Origin of the sequence: Streptomyces sp. CBMA291, from assembly GCF_014596525.1 — a bacterium.
Taxonomy (GTDB): Bacteria; Actinomycetota; Actinomycetes; order Streptomycetales; family Streptomycetaceae; genus Streptomyces.
In genome coordinates, this window is the sequence record NZ_MSJP01000083.1 from 223,215 (window position 1) to 239,178 (window position 15,964).

Annotated in this window: 12 protein-coding genes and 1 pseudogene; 9 read left to right on the forward strand and 4 right to left on the reverse strand. The window is 72.8% G+C overall.

Going from position 1 to position 15,964, the window contains the following annotated elements; genetic code table 11:
• Positions 1 to 11 precede the first annotated feature (11 nt).
• Complete coding sequence (locus BU197_RS20580) at positions 12 to 1,214, reverse strand: acetyl-CoA C-acetyltransferase (protein ID WP_188269750.1); 1,203 nt, start codon at positions 1,212 to 1,214, stop codon at positions 12 to 14.
• A 136-nt stretch (positions 1,215 to 1,350) separates the two neighbouring features.
• Between BU197_RS20580 and mce the strand changes: the two genes are divergently transcribed.
• The 7 genes from mce to BU197_RS20615 all read left to right on the forward strand — a co-directional run bounded on the left by mce (position 1,351) and on the right by BU197_RS20615 (position 11,665).
• Positions 1,351 to 1,803, forward strand: a complete 453-nt coding sequence (gene mce / locus BU197_RS20585) for a methylmalonyl-CoA epimerase (protein WP_188269751.1) — start codon at positions 1,351 to 1,353, stop codon at positions 1,801 to 1,803.
• A gap of 214 nt (positions 1,804 to 2,017) precedes the next feature.
• Positions 2,018 to 6,475, forward strand: a complete 4,458-nt coding sequence (scy, locus tag BU197_RS20590) for a polarized growth protein Scy (RefSeq protein ID WP_188269752.1) — start codon at positions 2,018 to 2,020, stop codon at positions 6,473 to 6,475.
• A gap of 186 nt (positions 6,476 to 6,661) precedes the next feature.
• Complete coding sequence (locus BU197_RS20595) at positions 6,662 to 7,597, forward strand: cellulose-binding protein (RefSeq protein WP_188269753.1); 936 nt, start codon at positions 6,662 to 6,664, stop codon at positions 7,595 to 7,597.
• Between the two features lie 108 nt (positions 7,598 to 7,705).
• Positions 7,706 to 8,671 carry an ABC transporter ATP-binding protein gene (locus tag BU197_RS20600; protein WP_188269754.1) on the forward strand — a complete coding sequence of 322 codons (966 nt, stop codon included), beginning with the start codon at positions 7,706 to 7,708 and terminating at the stop codon, positions 8,669 to 8,671.
• A gap of 3 nt (positions 8,672 to 8,674) precedes the next feature.
• Positions 8,675 to 9,454: an ABC transporter permease gene (locus tag BU197_RS20605; RefSeq protein WP_188269755.1), complete on the forward strand. Its 780-nt coding sequence runs from the start codon at positions 8,675 to 8,677 to the stop codon at positions 9,452 to 9,454.
• 289 nt (positions 9,455 to 9,743) lie between these two features.
• On the forward strand, positions 9,744 to 10,838 hold the full coding sequence (locus tag BU197_RS20610) for an ABC transporter ATP-binding protein (protein ID WP_188269756.1): 1,095 nt from the start codon (positions 9,744 to 9,746) through the stop codon (positions 10,836 to 10,838).
• Positions 10,835 to 11,665: an ABC transporter permease gene (locus BU197_RS20615; RefSeq protein WP_188269757.1), complete on the forward strand. Its 831-nt coding sequence runs from the start codon at positions 10,835 to 10,837 to the stop codon at positions 11,663 to 11,665. The genes BU197_RS20610 and BU197_RS20615 overlap by 4 nt, the downstream gene beginning before the upstream one ends.
• Positions 11,666 to 11,675: 10 nt before the next feature.
• On the opposite strand, the gene BU197_RS20620 is transcribed toward BU197_RS20615, so the two are convergent.
• Positions 11,676 to 12,002 carry an ATP/GTP-binding protein gene (locus BU197_RS20620; protein ID WP_188269758.1) on the reverse strand — a complete coding sequence of 109 codons (327 nt, stop codon included), beginning with the start codon at positions 12,000 to 12,002 and terminating at the stop codon, positions 11,676 to 11,678.
• A gap of 193 nt (positions 12,003 to 12,195) precedes the next feature.
• Here BU197_RS20620 and BU197_RS20625 point away from each other — a divergent pair, with 193 nt between their 5' ends.
• Positions 12,196 to 13,230, forward strand: coding sequence for an LLM class flavin-dependent oxidoreductase (locus BU197_RS20625; protein WP_188269759.1), 1,035 nt, complete (start codon positions 12,196 to 12,198; stop codon positions 13,228 to 13,230).
• Positions 13,231 to 13,579: 349 nt separating this feature from the next.
• Here the strand turns inward: BU197_RS20625 and BU197_RS20630 are convergent, their stop codons facing one another.
• A complete protein-coding gene (locus BU197_RS20630; RefSeq protein WP_188269760.1) occupies positions 13,580 to 13,972 on the reverse strand; it encodes an SCO5389 family protein in 393 nt (130 codons plus the stop codon).
• Positions 13,973 to 14,221: 249 nt separating this feature from the next.
• On the opposite strand from BU197_RS20630, the gene nucS reads away from it, so the two are divergent.
• Positions 14,222 to 14,893, forward strand: a complete 672-nt coding sequence (gene nucS, locus BU197_RS20635; RefSeq protein WP_188269761.1) for an endonuclease NucS — start codon at positions 14,222 to 14,224, stop codon at positions 14,891 to 14,893.
• A gap of 88 nt (positions 14,894 to 14,981) precedes the next feature.
• Here the strand turns inward: nucS and BU197_RS20640 are convergent.
• Positions 14,982 to 15,964, reverse strand: a pseudogene (locus tag BU197_RS20640) (ATP-binding protein); the annotation flags it as partial.

Genomic DNA, 15,964 nt, shown 5'->3' on the forward strand with positions numbered 1-15,964 from the left:
CGGTTCGCTGGTTACTTGCCGGCCACGCGGATGATCAGCGCGTCGCCCTGACCGCCGCCGCCGCACAGGGCCGCCGCGCCGACACCGCCGCCGCGACGCTTCAGCTCCAGGGCCAGATGCAGCACCAGACGGGCGCCGGACATGCCGATGGGGTGGCCGAGGGCGATGGCGCCACCGTTGACGTTCACCTTGTCGGGGGTAACGCCGAGGTCCTTCATTGACTGGAAGGAGACGGCGGCGAAGGCCTCGTTGATCTCGATCAGATCGAGGTCCCCGACGGTCAGGCCCTCCTTCGACAGGGCGTGCTCGATCGCACGGGACGGCTGCGACTGGAGCGAGTTGTCCGGCCCCGCCACATTGCCGTGGGCGCCGATCTCGGCGATCCACTCAAGGCCCAGCTCCTCCGCCTTGGCCTTGCTCATCACGACCACGGCGGCGGCGCCGTCGGAGATCGGCGAGGAGGTGCCCGCGGTGATGGTGCCGTCCTTGGCGAAGGCCGGACGGAGCTTGCCGAGGGACTCGGCGGTGGTCTCCGCGCGGATGCCCTCGTCCTGGGCGAGGAGGACCGGGTCGCCCTTGCGCTGCGGGATCTCCACCGGGGTGATCTCCGCCTCGAAGACGCCGTTCTTCTGGGCGGCGGCGGCCCGCTGGTGCGACAGCGCGCCGATCTCGTCCTGCTCCCGGCGCCCGATGCCGAGCCGGGTGTTGTGCTTCTCGGTGGACTCGCCCATGGCGATGCCCTCGAAGGAGTCGGTGAGGCCGTCGTACGCCATGGAGTCGAGCATCTCGATCGCGCCGTACTTGAAGCCCGCGCGGGACTTCGGCAGCAGGTGCGGGGCGTTCGTCATGGACTCCTGGCCACCGGCCACCACGATGTCGAACTCACCCGCGCGGATCAGCTGATCGGCCAGGGCGATGGCGTCGAGACCCGAGAGACACACCTTGTTGACCGTGAGGGCGGGGACGCTCATCGGGATGCCCGCCTTGACGGCCGCCTGCCGGGCGGGAATCTGCCCGGCGCCCGCCTGGAGCACCTGCCCCATGATCACGTACTGCACCTGGTCGCCGCCGATGCCGGCCCGGTCGAGGGCGGCCTTGATCGCGAAGCCGCCGAGGTCCGCGCCCGAGAAGGAGGCGAGCGAGCCGAGGAGACGCCCCATGGGCGTACGGGCGCCCGCGACGATCACTGAGGTGGTACCGGTCGTTCCAGACATATGGCACGGCCCCTAGGGGTGAGAAGTGAACGAGGGTTTACCTCAATGTACTGAGGGCCGCCGCACCCGGTCACCGGGCAGCCGGTGTGACGGCGCGCACGTTGCGTAACCACTCCCGCGGCGCTGCACTGGAACCATGCTGACGCGTATCGACCACATCGGGATCGCCTGTTTCGACCTGGACAAGACCGTCGAGTTCTACCGTGCCACCTACGGTTTCGAGGTCCACCACTCCGAGGTCAACGAGGAGCAGGGCGTCCGCGAGGCCATGCTGAGGATCAACGGGACCTCCGACGGCGGCGCCTCCTACCTCCAGCTCCTGGAACCGACCCGGGAGGACTCCGCCGTGGGCAAGTGGCTCGCGAAGAACGGCGAGGGCGTGCATCACATCGCCTTCGGCACCGAGGACGTCGACGGCGAGGCCGAGGCCCTGCGCGGCAAGGGCGTCCGGGTCCTCTACGACGAGCCCCGGCGGGGTTCCATGGGGTCCAGGATCACCTTCCTCCACCCCAAGGACTGCCACGGAGTCCTCACCGAACTCGTCACCTCGGCCGAGCCGTCCGCTGACCACTCCTCAGCCGAGCACTGACCACCGGATTCCTGGCCCGGTAGAGTGGGCGGCTCCGGGCCGGGGCCGGTCGGGGCCGCTCGCACGGCATCGAAGTCGGGATGTCGGGGACGTCCGATCTGTCACGATTCCCCGGGGGTGCGTCCTCGGCCGAGAGGACCGCGCTCACAGGAGTTGCGAACAGGGTTGGGGTCTCCCCTGCTCGAAGAGCTTCGGGGAAGGATGGGACCGCGCAGTGCGGGGCTACGAACGCCAGGAGAGCCACCGAGCTGAAGACGACCATCTCGCCAGGTTCGAAGCCGAGATGGACCGGCTGAAGACCGAGCGGGAGAAGGCCGTCCAGCACGCCGAGGACCTCGGCTACCAGGTCGAGGTCTTGCGCGCCAAACTCCACGAGGCGCGCCGCACCATCGCGTCCAGGCCCGCGTACGACAGCGCCGACATCGGCTACCAGACCGAGCAGATGCTGCGGAACGCCCAGGCGCAGGCCGAACAGCTGCGCCAGGACGCCGAGCGCGAGCTGCGCGAGGCCCGTGCCCAGACCCAGCGCATCCTCCAGGAGCACGCCGAACACCAGGCCAGGCTCCAGGCCGAGCTGCACACCGAGGCCGTCCAGCGCCGCCAGCAGCTCGACCAGGAACTCAACGAGCGCCGCCAGACCGTCGAGGCGCACGTCAACGAGAACGTCGCCTGGGCCGAGCAGCTCCGCGCCCGCACCGAGACCCAGGCCCGCCGCCTCATGGACGAGGCCCGCGCCGAGGCCGAGCAGTCCCTGGCCGGAGCCCGCACCGAGGCCACCCGGCTCGCCGAGGAGGCCGGCCGCCGGGCGGGCGCCGAGGCCGAGGCGGCCCGCGCCGAGGCGGAAGCGATTCTGCTGCGCGCCCGCAAGGACGCCGAGCGGCTCATGACCGCCGCCTCGAACCAGGCCCAGGAGGCCACCAGCCACGCCGAGCAGCTCCGCTCGACCACCGCCGCCGAGAGCGACCAGGCCCGCCGCCAGGCCACCGAACTCTCCCGCGCCGCCGAACAGCGCATCCAGGAGGCCGACGAGAAGCTGCGGACCGCCCGCGCCGAGGCCGAGAAGTCCCTCGCCGAGGCCAAGGAAGCCGCTGCCAGGCAGCTCGCCGCCGCCGACTCCGTCAACGAACAGCGCACCCGGACCGCCAAGGCCGAGATCGCCCGGCTCGTCGGCGAGGCCACCAAGGACACCGAAGCCCTCAAGACCGAGGCCGAGGAGAAGCTGCGCGAGGCGACCGCCGAGGCGGAGAAGCTCCTCACGGAGACCGCCGAGAAGGCCCGCACCGCCGCCGCCGAGGACTCCGCCGCCGCCCTCGCCAAGGCCGCCCGCAGCGCCGAGGAGATCCTCACCAAGGCCTCCGACGACGCCCGCGAGACCACCCGCAAGGCCGCCGAGGAAGCCGACCGCCTCCGCCGCGAGTCCGAGGCCGAGAGCGACCGGCTGCGCGCCCGCGCCGAGGAGCAGGCCGACGAACTGCTCGGCTCCGCCAAGGACGACACCAAGGAGTACCGGGCCAAGACGGTCGAGCTCCAGGAGGAGGCCCGCAGGCTCCGCGGCGAGGCCGAACAGCTGCGCGCCGAGGCCATCGCCGAGGGCGAGCGCATCCGGGGCGAGGCCCGCCGCGAGGCCGTCCAGCAGATCGAGGAGGCCGCCGGCACCGCCGAGGAACTCCTCACCACCGCCCGTACCGACGCCGACGAGCTGCGGACCAAGGCGGGCGCCGAGAGCGACCGGGTCAAGTCCGAGGCCGTCGAGCGGGCCCGGACCCTGCGCACCCAGGCCGAGGAGACCCTGGAGCGCACCCGCGCCGAGGCCGAGCGGCTGCGCTCGGAGGCCGAGGAGCAGGCCGGGACGGTCAAGGAGGAGGCCGACAAGGCCGCCGCCGGTCTTCGCGCCGACGCCGAGAGGGCCGCCGAGACCCGCCGCGCCGAGGCCGCCGAGGAGCTGGCCCGGCTGCACGCCGACGCCGAGGCGAAGGTCGCCTCCGCCGCCGACGAGCTGGCCGACGCCCGCACCGAGGGCGAGCTGATGCGGCGCGAGGCCGCCGAGGAGACCGAGCGGCTGCGCACCGAGGCCGCCGAGCGCGTCCGCACCCTCCAGGAGCAGGCCGGACAGGAGGCCGAGCGGCTGCGCACCGAGGCCGCCGAGGACGCCTCGACCACCCGTACGGAAGCCGAGACCGCGTCCGTACGGCTGCGTGCCGAGGCCGCCGAGGAGGCCGAGCGGCTGCGCACGGAGGCGCAGGAGACCGCGGACCGGGTCAGGTCCGAGGCCGCCGCCGCCGCCGAGCGGGTCGAGGCCGAGGCCGCCGAGGCGCTCGCCGCCGCCCAGGAGGAGGCCGCCAGGCGCCGCCGGGCGGCCGAGGAGACCCTGACCTCGGCCCGCGCCGAGGCCGACCGGGAGCGCGAGCACGCCCGCGAACAGTCCGAGGAACTGCTCGCCGCCGCCCGCAAGCGGGTCGAGGACGCCCAGACCGAGGCCCAGCGCCTGGTCGAGGAGGCCGACGCGCGGGCGACCGAGATGGTCGCCGCCGCCGAGACCACCGCCCAGGAGGTACGGGACTCGGTGGCCGGACTGCGCGAGCAGGCCGAGGAGGAGATCGCCGGGCTGCGCAGCGCGGCCGAGCACGCGGCCGAGCGGACGCGGACCGAGGCGCAGGAGGAGGCGGACCGGGTCCGCGCCGACGCGCACGAGGAGCGGGAGCGGGCCGCCGAGGACGCCTCCCGGACCCGGGACCGCGCCCAGGAGGAGTCGGAGGCCGCGAAGGCGCTGGCCGAGCGGACCGTCACGGACGCCATCGCCGAGGCGGAGAAGCTGCGCTCGGACACCGCCGAGTACGCGCAGCGGGTACGGACCGAGGTGACGGACTCGCTCGCCTCGGCGGAGCAGGACGCGGCGCGGACGCGGGCGGACGCCCGGCAGGACGCCAACCGCATCCGCTCCGAGGCCGCCGCGCGCGCCGAGAACGTCGTGGGCGAGGCCCGCGCGGAGGCGGAGCGGATCGGCGCCGAGGCGGAGCAGGTCCTCGACGAGGCCCGCAAGGCGGCCGACAAGCGGCGCGCCGACGCGGCCGAGCAGGCGGACGCGCTGGTCGCCGAGGCCACCGCCGAGGCCGAGCGGCTCACGACCGAGGCCGTCGAGCTGATGGAGAGCACCGAGCAGGACGCCCGGCGCCTGCGCTCCGAAGCCGAACAGGTCAAGGCCGACGGCGAGGCGCACGCGGAGGCCCTGCGGGCGGCCGCGGTCGCCGACGGCGAGCAGGTCCTCGACGAGGCCCGCAAGGCCGCCGACAAGCGGCGCGCCGACGCGGCCGAGCAGGCGGACGCGCTGGTCGCGGAGGCGAACTCCGAGGCGGAGCGGATCACCACCGAGGCCGCCGCCGCGGCCGAGCGGCTCACGACCGAGGCGAACTCCGCGGCCGAGCGGCTCACGGCCGAGGCCGTCGAGCTGATGGAGAGCACCGAGCAGGACGCCCGGCGCCTGCGCTCCGAAGCCGAACAGGTCAAGATCGACGGCGAGGCGCACGCGCAGGCCCTGCGGACCGCCGCCCTCGCCGACGGCGAACAGGTCCTCGACGAGGCCCGCAAGGCCGCCGACAAGCGGCGCGCCGACGCGGCCGAGCAGGCGGACGCGCTGGTCGCCGAGGCGAACTCCGAGTCCGAGCGGATCACCCGGGAGGCGGGCGAACTCGCCGACTCGGTCACGGCGGACGCCCGTGCGGAGGCGGAGTCCACCGTGGGTTCCGCCCGGCAGGAGGCCGATCGGCTGCGGACCGAGGCGGAGTCGCTGCGGGCGGACGCCGAGGAGGCGTCCGAGCGGATGCGTTCCGAGGCCCGCGAGGAGGCGGACCGGACGCTCGACGAGGCGCGGGAGGCCGCTGCCCGGAAGCGTTCGGACGCGGCCGAGCAGGCGGATCAGCTGGTGGCCAAGGCACAGGAGGAGGCGCTGCGCGCCACCGCCGAGGCCGAGACGCAGGCGGACACGATGGTCGGGGTCGCCCGCAAGGAGGCCGAGCGGATCGTGGCCTCGGCGACCGTCGAGGGCAACTCCCTGGTGGAGAAGGCCCGTACGGACGCCGACGAGCTGCTGGTGGGGGCGCGTGGAGACGCGACCGCCATAAGGGACCGGGCCGAGGAGCTGCGCACCCGGATCGAGGGCGAGATCGAGGAGCTGCACGAGCGGGCCCGCCGGGAGAACGCCGAGCAGATGAAGACGGCGGGCGAGCGGGTCGACAAGCTGGTGAAGGCGGCGACCGAGCAGCGCGCCGAGGCGGAGGAGAAGGCCAAGGAGATGGCCTCCACGGCGAGTTCGGAGGCGAGCAAGGTCCGGATCGCGGCCGTGCGGAAGGCCGACGGGCTCCTCAAGGAGGCCGAGCAGAAGAAGGCGTCACTCGTCGCCGAGGGCGAGGCGTTCAAGGCGGAGGCCGAGCGGATCCTGGCCGAGGCCCGCTCCGAGGCGGAGTCGACCGTCTCGGAGGGACAGCGTGAACTGGAGGTACTGGTGCGGCGACGCAAGGACATCAACGCCGAGATCTCCCGTGTGCAGGACGTCCTGGAGGCCCTTGAGTCCTTCGAGACGCCACCCGCGGCGGCCAAGTCCGGCGGTCCGGCGGGCGCCAAGGCCGGCGCGTCGGCGGGCTCCACCCGATCGGGTGGCAAGCACCCCGACGGATAGACGGCCGGACGGCTTGCCCGCTGATCGACTTGGCGGGCGGACGACTTGACGACCAGTCGGATCGACGGCCGGACACCCAAAAGGCTGGACATTCTCCAGATCAAACAGACATACGCTCGTTGACACGCCGCTTAGGCCCCTAGGATTCCCTCTAACACCTCACCGGTCTCATTCGACAGGAAACCCATGAGCGACACATCCTCCCCCTTCGGCTTCGAGCTCGTGCGGCGCGGTTACGACCGCGGTCAGGTGGACGACCGCATTACCAAGCTCGTTTCCGACCGCGACAGCGCCCTGTCCCGTATCACCTCCCTGGAGAAGCGGATCGAGGAACTGCACCTCGAAACGCAGAACGCGCAGGCCCAGGTCACCGACGCCGAGCCGTCGTACGCGGGGCTCGGCGCCCGGGTCGAGAAGATCCTCCGGCTGGCCGAGGAGGAGGCGAAGGACCTGCGTGAGGAGGCCCGTCGCGCCGCCGAGCAGCACCGCGAGCTGGCCGACTCGGCCGCCCAGCAGGTGCGCGGCGACGCGGAGTCGTTCGCGGCGGACCGCAAGGCGAAGGCCGAGGACGAGGGCGTCCGGATCGTCGAGAAGGCGCAGGGCGAGGCGAACACGCTGCGCGCCGAGGCGCAGAAGGACGCGCAGTCGAAGCGCGAGGAGGCGGACGCCCTCTTCGAGGAGACCCGCGCCAAGGCCGCCCAGGCCGCCGCGGACTTCGAGACCAACCTGGCGAAGCGCCGCGAGCAGTCGGAGCGGGACCTGGCGACGCGTCAGGCGAAGGCGGAGAAGCGGCTCGCGGAGATCGAGCACCGTGCCGAGCAGCTGCGCCTTGAGGCCGAGAAGCTGCGTACGGACGCGGAGCGCCGGGCCCGTCAGACGGTGGAGACGGCCCAGCGTCAGGCCGAGGACATCGTGGCGGACGCGAACGCGAAGGCCGACCGCATCCGCAGCGAGTCGGAGCGTGAGCTGGCGGCGCTGACCAACCGCCGTGACTCGATCAACGCGCAGCTCACGAACGTGCGTGAGATGCTGGCGACGTTGACGGGCGCCGCGGTGGCGGCGGCCGGTTCCCCGCTGGACGACGAGCGTTCGTCGGGCGTCCCGGTTCAGCAGACCCGCTGAACCGGCCCGGGACGGCAGGTCCATACCGGGGTAACAAGTCCATAGCGTTGTGCCGGACCCCCCGCCATTCGGTTGGCGGGGGGTTTGGCGCGCCCGTAGGTTGGACACATGATCGAGCTTGAGGGCCTGACCAAGCGCTATGGGGCGAAAACAGCGGTCGACCAACTCTCCTTCCAGGTGCGTCCTGGTGTGGTGACCGGCTTTCTCGGGCCGAACGGGGCGGGCAAGTCGACGACCATGCGGATGATGCTGGGTCTGGACAACCCGACCAGTGGGTCGGTCCGGATCGACGGCAAGCACTACCGGGAGCTGGCGGACCCGCTGACGTACATCGGTGCGCTGCTTGACGCCAAGGCGATGAACGGCGGGCGGACCGCGTACAACAATCTGCTGTGTCTGGCGCAGTCGAACGGAATTCCCGAACGCCGGGTGGGCGAGGTGCTCGACCTGGTGGGTCTGACGGCGGTCGCCAGGAAGAAGTCGAAGGGGTTCTCCCTCGGCATGGGGCAGCGGCTCGGCATCGCGTCGGCGCTGCTCGGCGATCCCCGGATCCTGATGTTCGACGAGCCCGTCAATGGTCTGGACCCCGAGGGAATTCACTGGATCCGGAATCTGATGAAGGCGCTCGCCGCCGAGGGCCGGACGATCTTCGTTTCCAGTCATCTGATGAGCGAAATGGCGTTGACCGCCGATCATCTGATCGTCATCGGGCAGGGAAAGCTGCTGGCCGACACGTCGATGGCGGATTTCATCCAGCAGAATTCGCGGAGTTTCGTACGGCTGCGTTCGCCGCAGCAGGAGCGGCTGCGGGATGTGCTGCACACCGGCGGCTTCGTCGCGGTCGAGGCGGGCAACGGCACCCTTGAGGTGGACGGGGCGACCGCCGAGGAACTGGGCGAGCTGGCGGCGGCGAACAGCCTGGTGCTGCACGAGCTGAGTTCCCAGCGCGCCTCCCTCGAAGAAGCGTTCATGCAGATGACGGCCGGCGCGGTGGAGTACCACGCGAGCGGCACCGACGTACACGGCGCCCCGGCGCCCGGCCCCCAGTGGGGCACGACCTCCAAGGGGGCCTGAACCATGGCAGCGGCTTCCGCGGTCCTGAAGTCCGAGTGGACCAAGATCCGGACGGTCCCTTCGACCGTCTGGACGCTGACGAGCGCCTTCGCCGTCACCGTGGCGGTGGGCGCGGGGCTCTCCGCCCTCGTCGGCTCGACCTTCGACCAGATGTCCGAGGGCGACCAGGTCATCTTCGACCCGACCCTGATCAGTTTCTCCGGGATGACCCTGGGACAGCTGGCGATGGTGGTCTTCGGCGTCCTGGTGGTGGGGACCGAGTACTCCTCCGGCATGATCCGCACCTCCCTCGCGGCGGTGCCCCGGCGCGGGACCTTCCTCTTCTCGAAGGTGGCGGTCGCGGGCGTGCTCGCGCTCCTGGTGGGTCTGCTGACCAGCTTCCTCTCCTTCTTCCTCGGGCAGGCACTGCTCGGCGAGCACCGGGCGTCGATCGGCGACGAGCACGTGCTGCGCGCGGTGGTCGGCGCCGGGCTCTACCTGGGCCTGATCGCGCTGTTCTCGATGGGCGTGACCGCCATGCTGCGGTCGTCGATCCTCTCGATGGGCATCCTGATCCCGTTCCTCCTGCTGGTCTCGGGGATCCTCTCGGTGGTGCCGAAGGCCAAGGAGGTCGCCCTGTACTTCCCGGACCAGGCGGGCTCGAAGATCATGCGGGTGGTCCCGGACGGGATGGGCGCGACGGACGCCTCCTACGGCCCGTGGGGCGGGCTCGGGATCATGGTGCTCTGGGTGATCGCCTCGCTCGTCGGCGGCTACCTGGTGCTGCGCAACCGCGACGCCTGACCCTCCGGAACCCGGCCCTCCGGAACAGGACACTCCCCCAGGCGGCTCCGGCCCCCTGGGGGAGAACCCTGACGCTCCCCGGATTCACCCCCGAGTTCTTCCCCCAGGTCTCCCTGACGCCTCCCGGTCGAGCGCCCGGATGTTTCCCGGAACAGTTCCCGGAGGCCGTCTCCACTTCGCTGGAACCGTCAACCGCTGGATAAGCTCCTAGCTCATACGGGGGGCTCCCGGCCGCCGGCCACCACGCCCCGACACGGAGTGCGACCGACCTTCCGATGGGGCTGGAGTAATGATCGAGGCATTCGGCCTGACGAAGCGCTATGGCGCGAAGACGGCCGTGCACAACCTTTCCTTCCAGGTGCGGCCCGGTGTCGTCACCGGCTTCCTGGGACCCAACGGCTCCGGCAAGTCGACGACCATGCGCATGATCCTCGGGCTCGACCGGCCCACCTCCGGCCAGGTCACGATCGGCGGCCACCCCTTCCGGCAGCTGCCGAACGCGCCCCGCCAGGTCGGCGCCCTCCTCGACGCCAAGGCCGTGCACGGCGGACGGAGCGCGCGCAGCCATCTGCTCTCGCTCGCGCAGCTCGCCGGCATCCCGGCCCAGCGCGTCGACGAGGTCCTCGGGGTCGTCGGCCTCCAGGACGTGGCCAAGCAGCGCTCCAAGGGCTTCTCCCTCGGCATGGGCCAGCGGCTCGGCATCGCGGCGGCGCTCCTGGGCGACCCGCAGGTGCTGCTCTTCGACGAGCCGGTCAACGGCCTGGACCCGGAGGGCATCCTCTGGGTCCGCAATCTGATGAAGAAGCTGGCCTCCGAGGGGCGCACGGTCTTCGTCTCCAGCCACCTCATGAGCGAGATGGCACTCACCGCCGACCATCTGATCGTGATCGGCCGGGGGCAGCTGCTCGCGGACATGAGCGTCACGGACTTCATCTCGGCGAACTCCGCCGACTTCGCCCGGGTGCGCGTCCCCGGGACCGATCCGGCCGAGCGGGAGAAGCTGACGGCGGCCCTGACCGGGGCCGGCGGGCAGGTGCTCTCCGAGCCGGACGGCGCGCTGCGGGTGACCGGCCTCCCGCTGCCGAGGATCAGCGATCTGGCGCACGGCGCGGACGTACGCCTGTGGGAGCTGTCCCCGCACCAGGCGTCCCTTGAGGAGGCGTACATGCGCCTGACGCAGGGCGCCGTGGACTACCGCTCCACCGACGACCGGCTCGCGCACCTCCAGCCGCCGGTCCCGCAGGGCCGGCCGGGGTACGGAGCCCCGCAGGAGCCGATCGCGCCCGAGGTGCCGCAGCAGGGCTGGTACGCCCCGCCGCCGCCCGGACAGAACCCGTACGCCTCCGCCCCGCAGCCCGGCGACACCACCAAGGACGTCCGATGACCGCCCCGCAGCACGCTCCGGCGCCGTACTCCTACGTCTCCCCCATCCCGGTCCGCCGGGCGACCCTCGGCGACGCCCTCGCCTCCGAGTGGACGAAGATCCGTTCGGTGCGGTCGACGCTGTGGACGCTCGGCGTGATGATCCTGCTGATGGTCGGCATCGGTCTGGGGGTGGCCGCGATCGCCGCCGGATCCCACTCGCCGATGGGCGAGGAGTCGGCGCTGACCTTCGGTTTCTTCGGGATGCTGCCCGCGTCGATCTGTGTGATCACGCTGGGGGTGCTGACCGTGGCGTCCGAGTACGGCACCGGCATGATCCGTACGACCCTGACGGCGTGCCCGAGCCGGGCGCGGGTGCTCACGGCGAAGGCGCTCGTCTTCTTCCTGCTGGTCTTCTCGGTGACCACGGTGGTCGCCGCCCTGGTGGGGGCGGCGCAGGTCGCGATCGTGGACGAGGCGGCGGCCCCGACGGCGGCCGAGTGGCTGCGGTCGACGGTCGGCGCGGGCGCCTATCTGGCCCTGCTCGGGCTGCTGTCGCTGGCGCTCGGCACGCTGATCCGGCACTCGGCCGGTGCGATCACGGTGATGATCGGACTGCTGCTGCTTCCGCTGGTGGTGGCCCTGTTCATGTTCTCCGAGGCGCTGCGGACGCTCCAGGACTGGATCTTCACCTACTCGATCCCCTCGCAGATGATCGCGCTGTACGCGGCGGAGCCGCCGCTCGGCGAGAGCGGTCCCGCCGGCTGGGACTCGCTCGGCATCCTCGCGGGGGTCACCGCGGTGGTGCTCGCCGGGGCCTACGCGGCGCTGAACAGCAGGGACGTGTAGACGCGGGGCCTCAGTGCCTCGGCGCGTTGCGGGACCGCTGCACCCGGCTGGTGCGGCGGTCCTTCGCGTTCCAGCAGGCCTTGTGCCAGTGCCGCCGGTCGTCCACTCCCCCGTACTCGGGCCAGGCCACCACGTGCGGGGCGCCGGACGGGATCTCCTGGTCGCAGCCGGGGCAGCGGTAGCGCTTGCCCGGTGCGCTGGCCCCGGCGACGAGACGGACGTACCACTCCTCGCCCTGCCAGCTCTCGGTGCGCTGGACGCCGCCGTACCGGTCGCCCTGATCGCCCTGCGGCTGGGGCTTCTCGCCGCCTCGGGAACGGTTGTGGCGCGGGGACACGGGCACCTCACGGGGTCGGGAACACGGACCGTTCCCCCCAGCGTACGGGCCGCGACCCCGGCCCCCGGCCCGCCCAAGGGGGCTTAGCCGAAAATCGCAAGAACTTCACGAACGGCCGTTGCCTTTGGCACGTGTCAGGCGTTGATGCCGGTACGCGGGGGGAGACGGGTCGGTCGCAAGGAGGCAGAAGGCGATGCGCGTGGGTACGTTCGTTCTGGCCGCCCAGTTCCCGGGCCAGGGCCAGGGGGAGGCCTTGCACCGGGCGGTGCGGACCGCCGAGGTCGCCGAGGAGGCGGGCCTCGACTCCGTCTGGCTGGCCGAGCACCACTTCGTACCGTACGGGGTCTGTCCCTCGGCCGTGACCCTGGCCGCCCTGCTCCTCGGCCGGACCCGGCGGCTGCGGGTGGGCACGGCGGTCAGCGTCCTGCCGTCCGTGCACCCGGTGGCCCTGGGCGAGCAGGCCGCGCTGCTGCACGTCGTCTCCGGCGGCCGGTTCACCCTCGGGGTGGGCCGCGGCGGTCCCTGGGTGGACCTGGAGGTCTTCGGCAGCGGTCTCGACGCCTACGAACGGGGCTTCCCCGAGGCCCTCGATCTGCTGCTGCGCTGGCTGGACGAGCCCCGGGTGGGCGCGGCGGGAGAGCGGTTCTCCTTCCGCGAGGTCCCGGTGGTCCCCCGCCCGGACGAGCTGATCGGCGGCCCGCCCGCGCCGGAGGTGGTCGTCGCCTGCACCTCGCCCGGAAGCGTCCGTCTGGCCGCCGAGCGCGGGCTGCCGATGCTGCTCGGGATGCACTGCGGCGACGAGGAGAAGGCCGACATGGTCGCCGCGTGGGAGCGCTGCGCGCGGGAGGCGGGGCGGGACCCCGACGAGACCGCGCGGATCGGGTCCCGGCATGTGTCGGCGGGGGTCGCGCAGCTCGCGGACCGGGGGGCGGACGCGGCGGAGGCCCTGGTGAAGGCGATGCCGGGCTGGCTGCGGCAGGGCCTCGACGCGCATGTGACGGTCGACGGGCGGCACCGGGTGATGCGGGACCCGGTGGCGTACACGGAGCTGCTGTGCGGGCTGCATCCGGTGGGGCCGCCCCGGCTGGCGGCGGACCGGCTCGCGGCGACCTCGGAGCGCACCGGGATCACCCGCTTCGCCCTGCTCGCCGAGGGCTCGGGCGATCTCGCGGCGACCGAAGAGAACGTACGGCGCCTCGGCGCGGAGGTCCTGCCACTCCTCGTCTGACCCGGCCGACGGCCTCGGGCTCCGTACCGTGGCCCCCCTAAAGGATGGCCGTGACCCTGACGGGGTGACGCTGCCCCTTACGGGGTGACCGTGGCCCCTACGGGATGGCTGGGGGCCCGTACGGGATGGCCGGGACCGGACCCTGACGGGCCGACCGTGCCGCCGCTCCGGCATCTCCCGCGGCGAGGCGCGTGACCGCGCTTCGGCCGCGCCTCCCGCGACGGGGAGCGGCGGCACCGTGTCGGCACTCCCGCGAGGGAGCGGTGGCACCGTGTCGGTACTTACCTGATGGGGAGCGGTGGCCCGGGGCGGTGCTCACGCGAGGGGAGCGGTGGTCCCGGGTCGGTGCTCAGCAGTCGCGCAGTTCCGGCGACTGGTTGAGCAGCTGTCCCCGTACGGAGGTGAAGCGGGCGAGGCGCTCGTCCACCGCGGGGTCGAGCGGGAAGACCGCCACCCGGTGGCAGTTCTGGAAGGCGAGACGCACCCCGAAGTGGCGTTGGAGCGCGCCGCGGATGGCGTCGCTCGCGAGCGCGCGCAGCAGCTGACCACGTGCCTGCTCATTCGGCGGCGGCGTCTGGTTGTCGGCGAACTGTCCGCCGTCGACCTCCAGCCGGGCCACCAGAGAACTGATCATCTCCCATGCGTAGGGCAGGGAGGTCCGGACGCAGTCGACGAAGTCTGCTTCGTCGACCTCGCCTCGCTCGGCCTGTTCCAACAGGGCCGGTGAGACGTCGAGCGACATGGGTTCTCCTCTCGCGACCCCGCTGGCGGGGCCTTGCGGGCAGGGCGAAGGCCGGGCTGTCCGCCACGCAGCGTGCACGGACGACGACCTCCAGCTTCCACGGTAAGCGCGCAGTCCGGGTGGCACCAGAAGATGGCGAACACAAGCGGCTGATAACCGACGGGTGTTCGGCTCAGGAGCACTGTCGGACGCCCTCCGTCCGGTGCCCGAATCGCGCGGAAGAGCGCCCGTCTTGTAGCGTTGCGGACCATGCGTCTCGTCATCGCCCGTTGCTCCGTGGACTACGCGGGCCGGCTCACGGCCCACCTGCCCTCCGCTCCCCGTCTGATCCTCGTCAAGGCAGACGGCAGCGTCTCCATCCACGCGGACGACCGGGCGTACAAACCGCTCAACTGGATGTCCCCGCCGTGCACCCTCAAGGAGGGCGTCGACGGCGAGGCGGGCATCTGGACCGTGATCAACAAAGCGGGCGAGAAACTGATCATCACGATGGAGGAGATCCTCCACGACTCCTCGCACGAGCTGGGCGTGGACCCGGGGCTCATCAAGGACGGCGTCGAGGCGCACCTCCAGGAGCTGCTCGCGGACCGGATCGAGACCCTCGGCGAGGGATACACGCTGATCCGCCGCGAGTACCCGACCGCGATCGGCCCGGTGGACATCCTGTGCCGGGACGCCGACGGCGCCACGGTCGCGGTGGAGATCAAGCGGCGCGGCGAGATCGACGGCGTCGAGCAGCTCACCCGCTATCTGGAGCTGCTCAACCGCGATCCGCACCTGGCTCCGGTGAGGGGCGTGTTCGCGGCGCAGGAGATCAAGCCGCAGGCACGGGTGCTCGCCACCGACCGGGGCATCGGCTGCACGGTCCTGGACTACGACGCGCTGCGCGGCATCGAGGACGACAAGCTGCGGCTCTTCTGAGCCGGTGAGGGCGGCTCTCACGAGCCGGCAGGAGTACGACGGGGACGGCCCCGGGCGCGATGTGCGCCCGGGGCCGTCGCTCTTTCCGTCAGGCGGTCGCGGCGGGGGCGTCCGGGGCGGACGGGCCGTCGAGTGACGAGGAGGCGGAGTTGCTGGGGCTGTTCTCCTCGGAGGCGCTGTCGCTGGGCTCCGGCGCCGTGCTGGAGGGCGTCGTCGGCGCGGTGGTGGTCTCCGTCGGCGAACCCGTGTTCTCCGAGGGCTTCGGGCCCGGGGAGCTGCTCGTCGGGCGGGGGGAGGTGGGCGGGGCGGTGCTCGTCCCGGGGGGTGTGGTCGTCGTCGGGAGGTCCGAGGACGAGGAGGTGACGGAGTCGCCGGGGCGGCTCGGCACGACCGCGCCCGCCGTGCCGGCCGGGTCGGTCGGGGAGGCGGTCGGGGAGGCGGTTCCGGAGCCGGAGGGGCTCGGGGAGTCGGAACGGGTGGCCTCGCCGGTCTCGTCGGCGGGGCCCGCCTCGCCCCGGACCGGGGGCTCGTCGGTGTCGGCGCCGTCGTCGGCGTCGTCGGGGACGCCCTCGGTCGCCGTGGCGTCGGTGGTGACCCGGTCGGGGGCGGGGTCGCCGTTGCCGGAGGTCGCGCCGAGGGTCACGACGGTGCCGAGGACGGCGACGAGGAGGGCGCCCGCGCCGACGGCGGCGAGGTTGCGGCGCGCACCACCGAGCAGCGCACGGCCGAGCCCGGCGGCGCCGGAACGGGGGCGGGCGGGGGCGGCGGCCGGGACGGGGCGGGTGGGGGAGGCCGCGCCCTCGGCGGCGAGGGTGGGGAAGGGCCGGACCGGGCGGGCGCCGAACGTCTGGCCCTCGGCGGCCAGGGGCGGGAAGGCCGTGCCGGATGTCCGCCCCTCGGCGGCGAGCGTGGGGAAGGGCCGGACCGGGCGGGCACCGGACGTCTCGCCTTCGGCGGCCGGGGGCGGGAAGGCCGTGCCGGGCGCCCGGCCCTCGGCGGCCAGGGTGGGGAACGTCCGGGTCGTCTCCCGGCCGGGGACGCCTCCCCCGGCGGCGGGCAGCTTGGCCGTCC

What these genes read in the sequence shown, in the direction of transcription:
- BU197_RS20580 (WP_188269750.1), bottom strand. Translation starts at nt 1,214, where the DNA reads ATGTCTGGAACGACCGGTACCACCTCAGTGATCGTCGCGGGCGCCCGT.
- mce (WP_188269751.1), top strand. Translation starts at nt 1,351, where the DNA reads ATGCTGACGCGTATCGACCACATCGGGATCGCCTGTTTCGACCTGGAC.
- BU197_RS20595 (WP_188269753.1), top strand. Translation starts at nt 6,662, where the DNA reads ATGAGCGACACATCCTCCCCCTTCGGCTTCGAGCTCGTGCGGCGCGGT.
- BU197_RS20600 (WP_188269754.1), top strand. Translation starts at nt 7,706, where the DNA reads ATGATCGAGCTTGAGGGCCTGACCAAGCGCTATGGGGCGAAAACAGCG.
- BU197_RS20605 (WP_188269755.1), top strand. Translation starts at nt 8,675, where the DNA reads ATGGCAGCGGCTTCCGCGGTCCTGAAGTCCGAGTGGACCAAGATCCGG.
- BU197_RS20610 (WP_188269756.1), top strand. Translation starts at nt 9,744, where the DNA reads ATGATCGAGGCATTCGGCCTGACGAAGCGCTATGGCGCGAAGACGGCC.
- BU197_RS20615 (WP_188269757.1), top strand. Translation starts at nt 10,835, where the DNA reads ATGACCGCCCCGCAGCACGCTCCGGCGCCGTACTCCTACGTCTCCCCC.
- BU197_RS20625 (WP_188269759.1), top strand. Translation starts at nt 12,196, where the DNA reads ATGCGCGTGGGTACGTTCGTTCTGGCCGCCCAGTTCCCGGGCCAGGGC.
- BU197_RS20630 (WP_188269760.1), bottom strand. Translation starts at nt 13,972, where the DNA reads ATGTCGCTCGACGTCTCACCGGCCCTGTTGGAACAGGCCGAGCGAGGC.
- nucS (WP_188269761.1), top strand. Translation starts at nt 14,222, where the DNA reads ATGCGTCTCGTCATCGCCCGTTGCTCCGTGGACTACGCGGGCCGGCTC.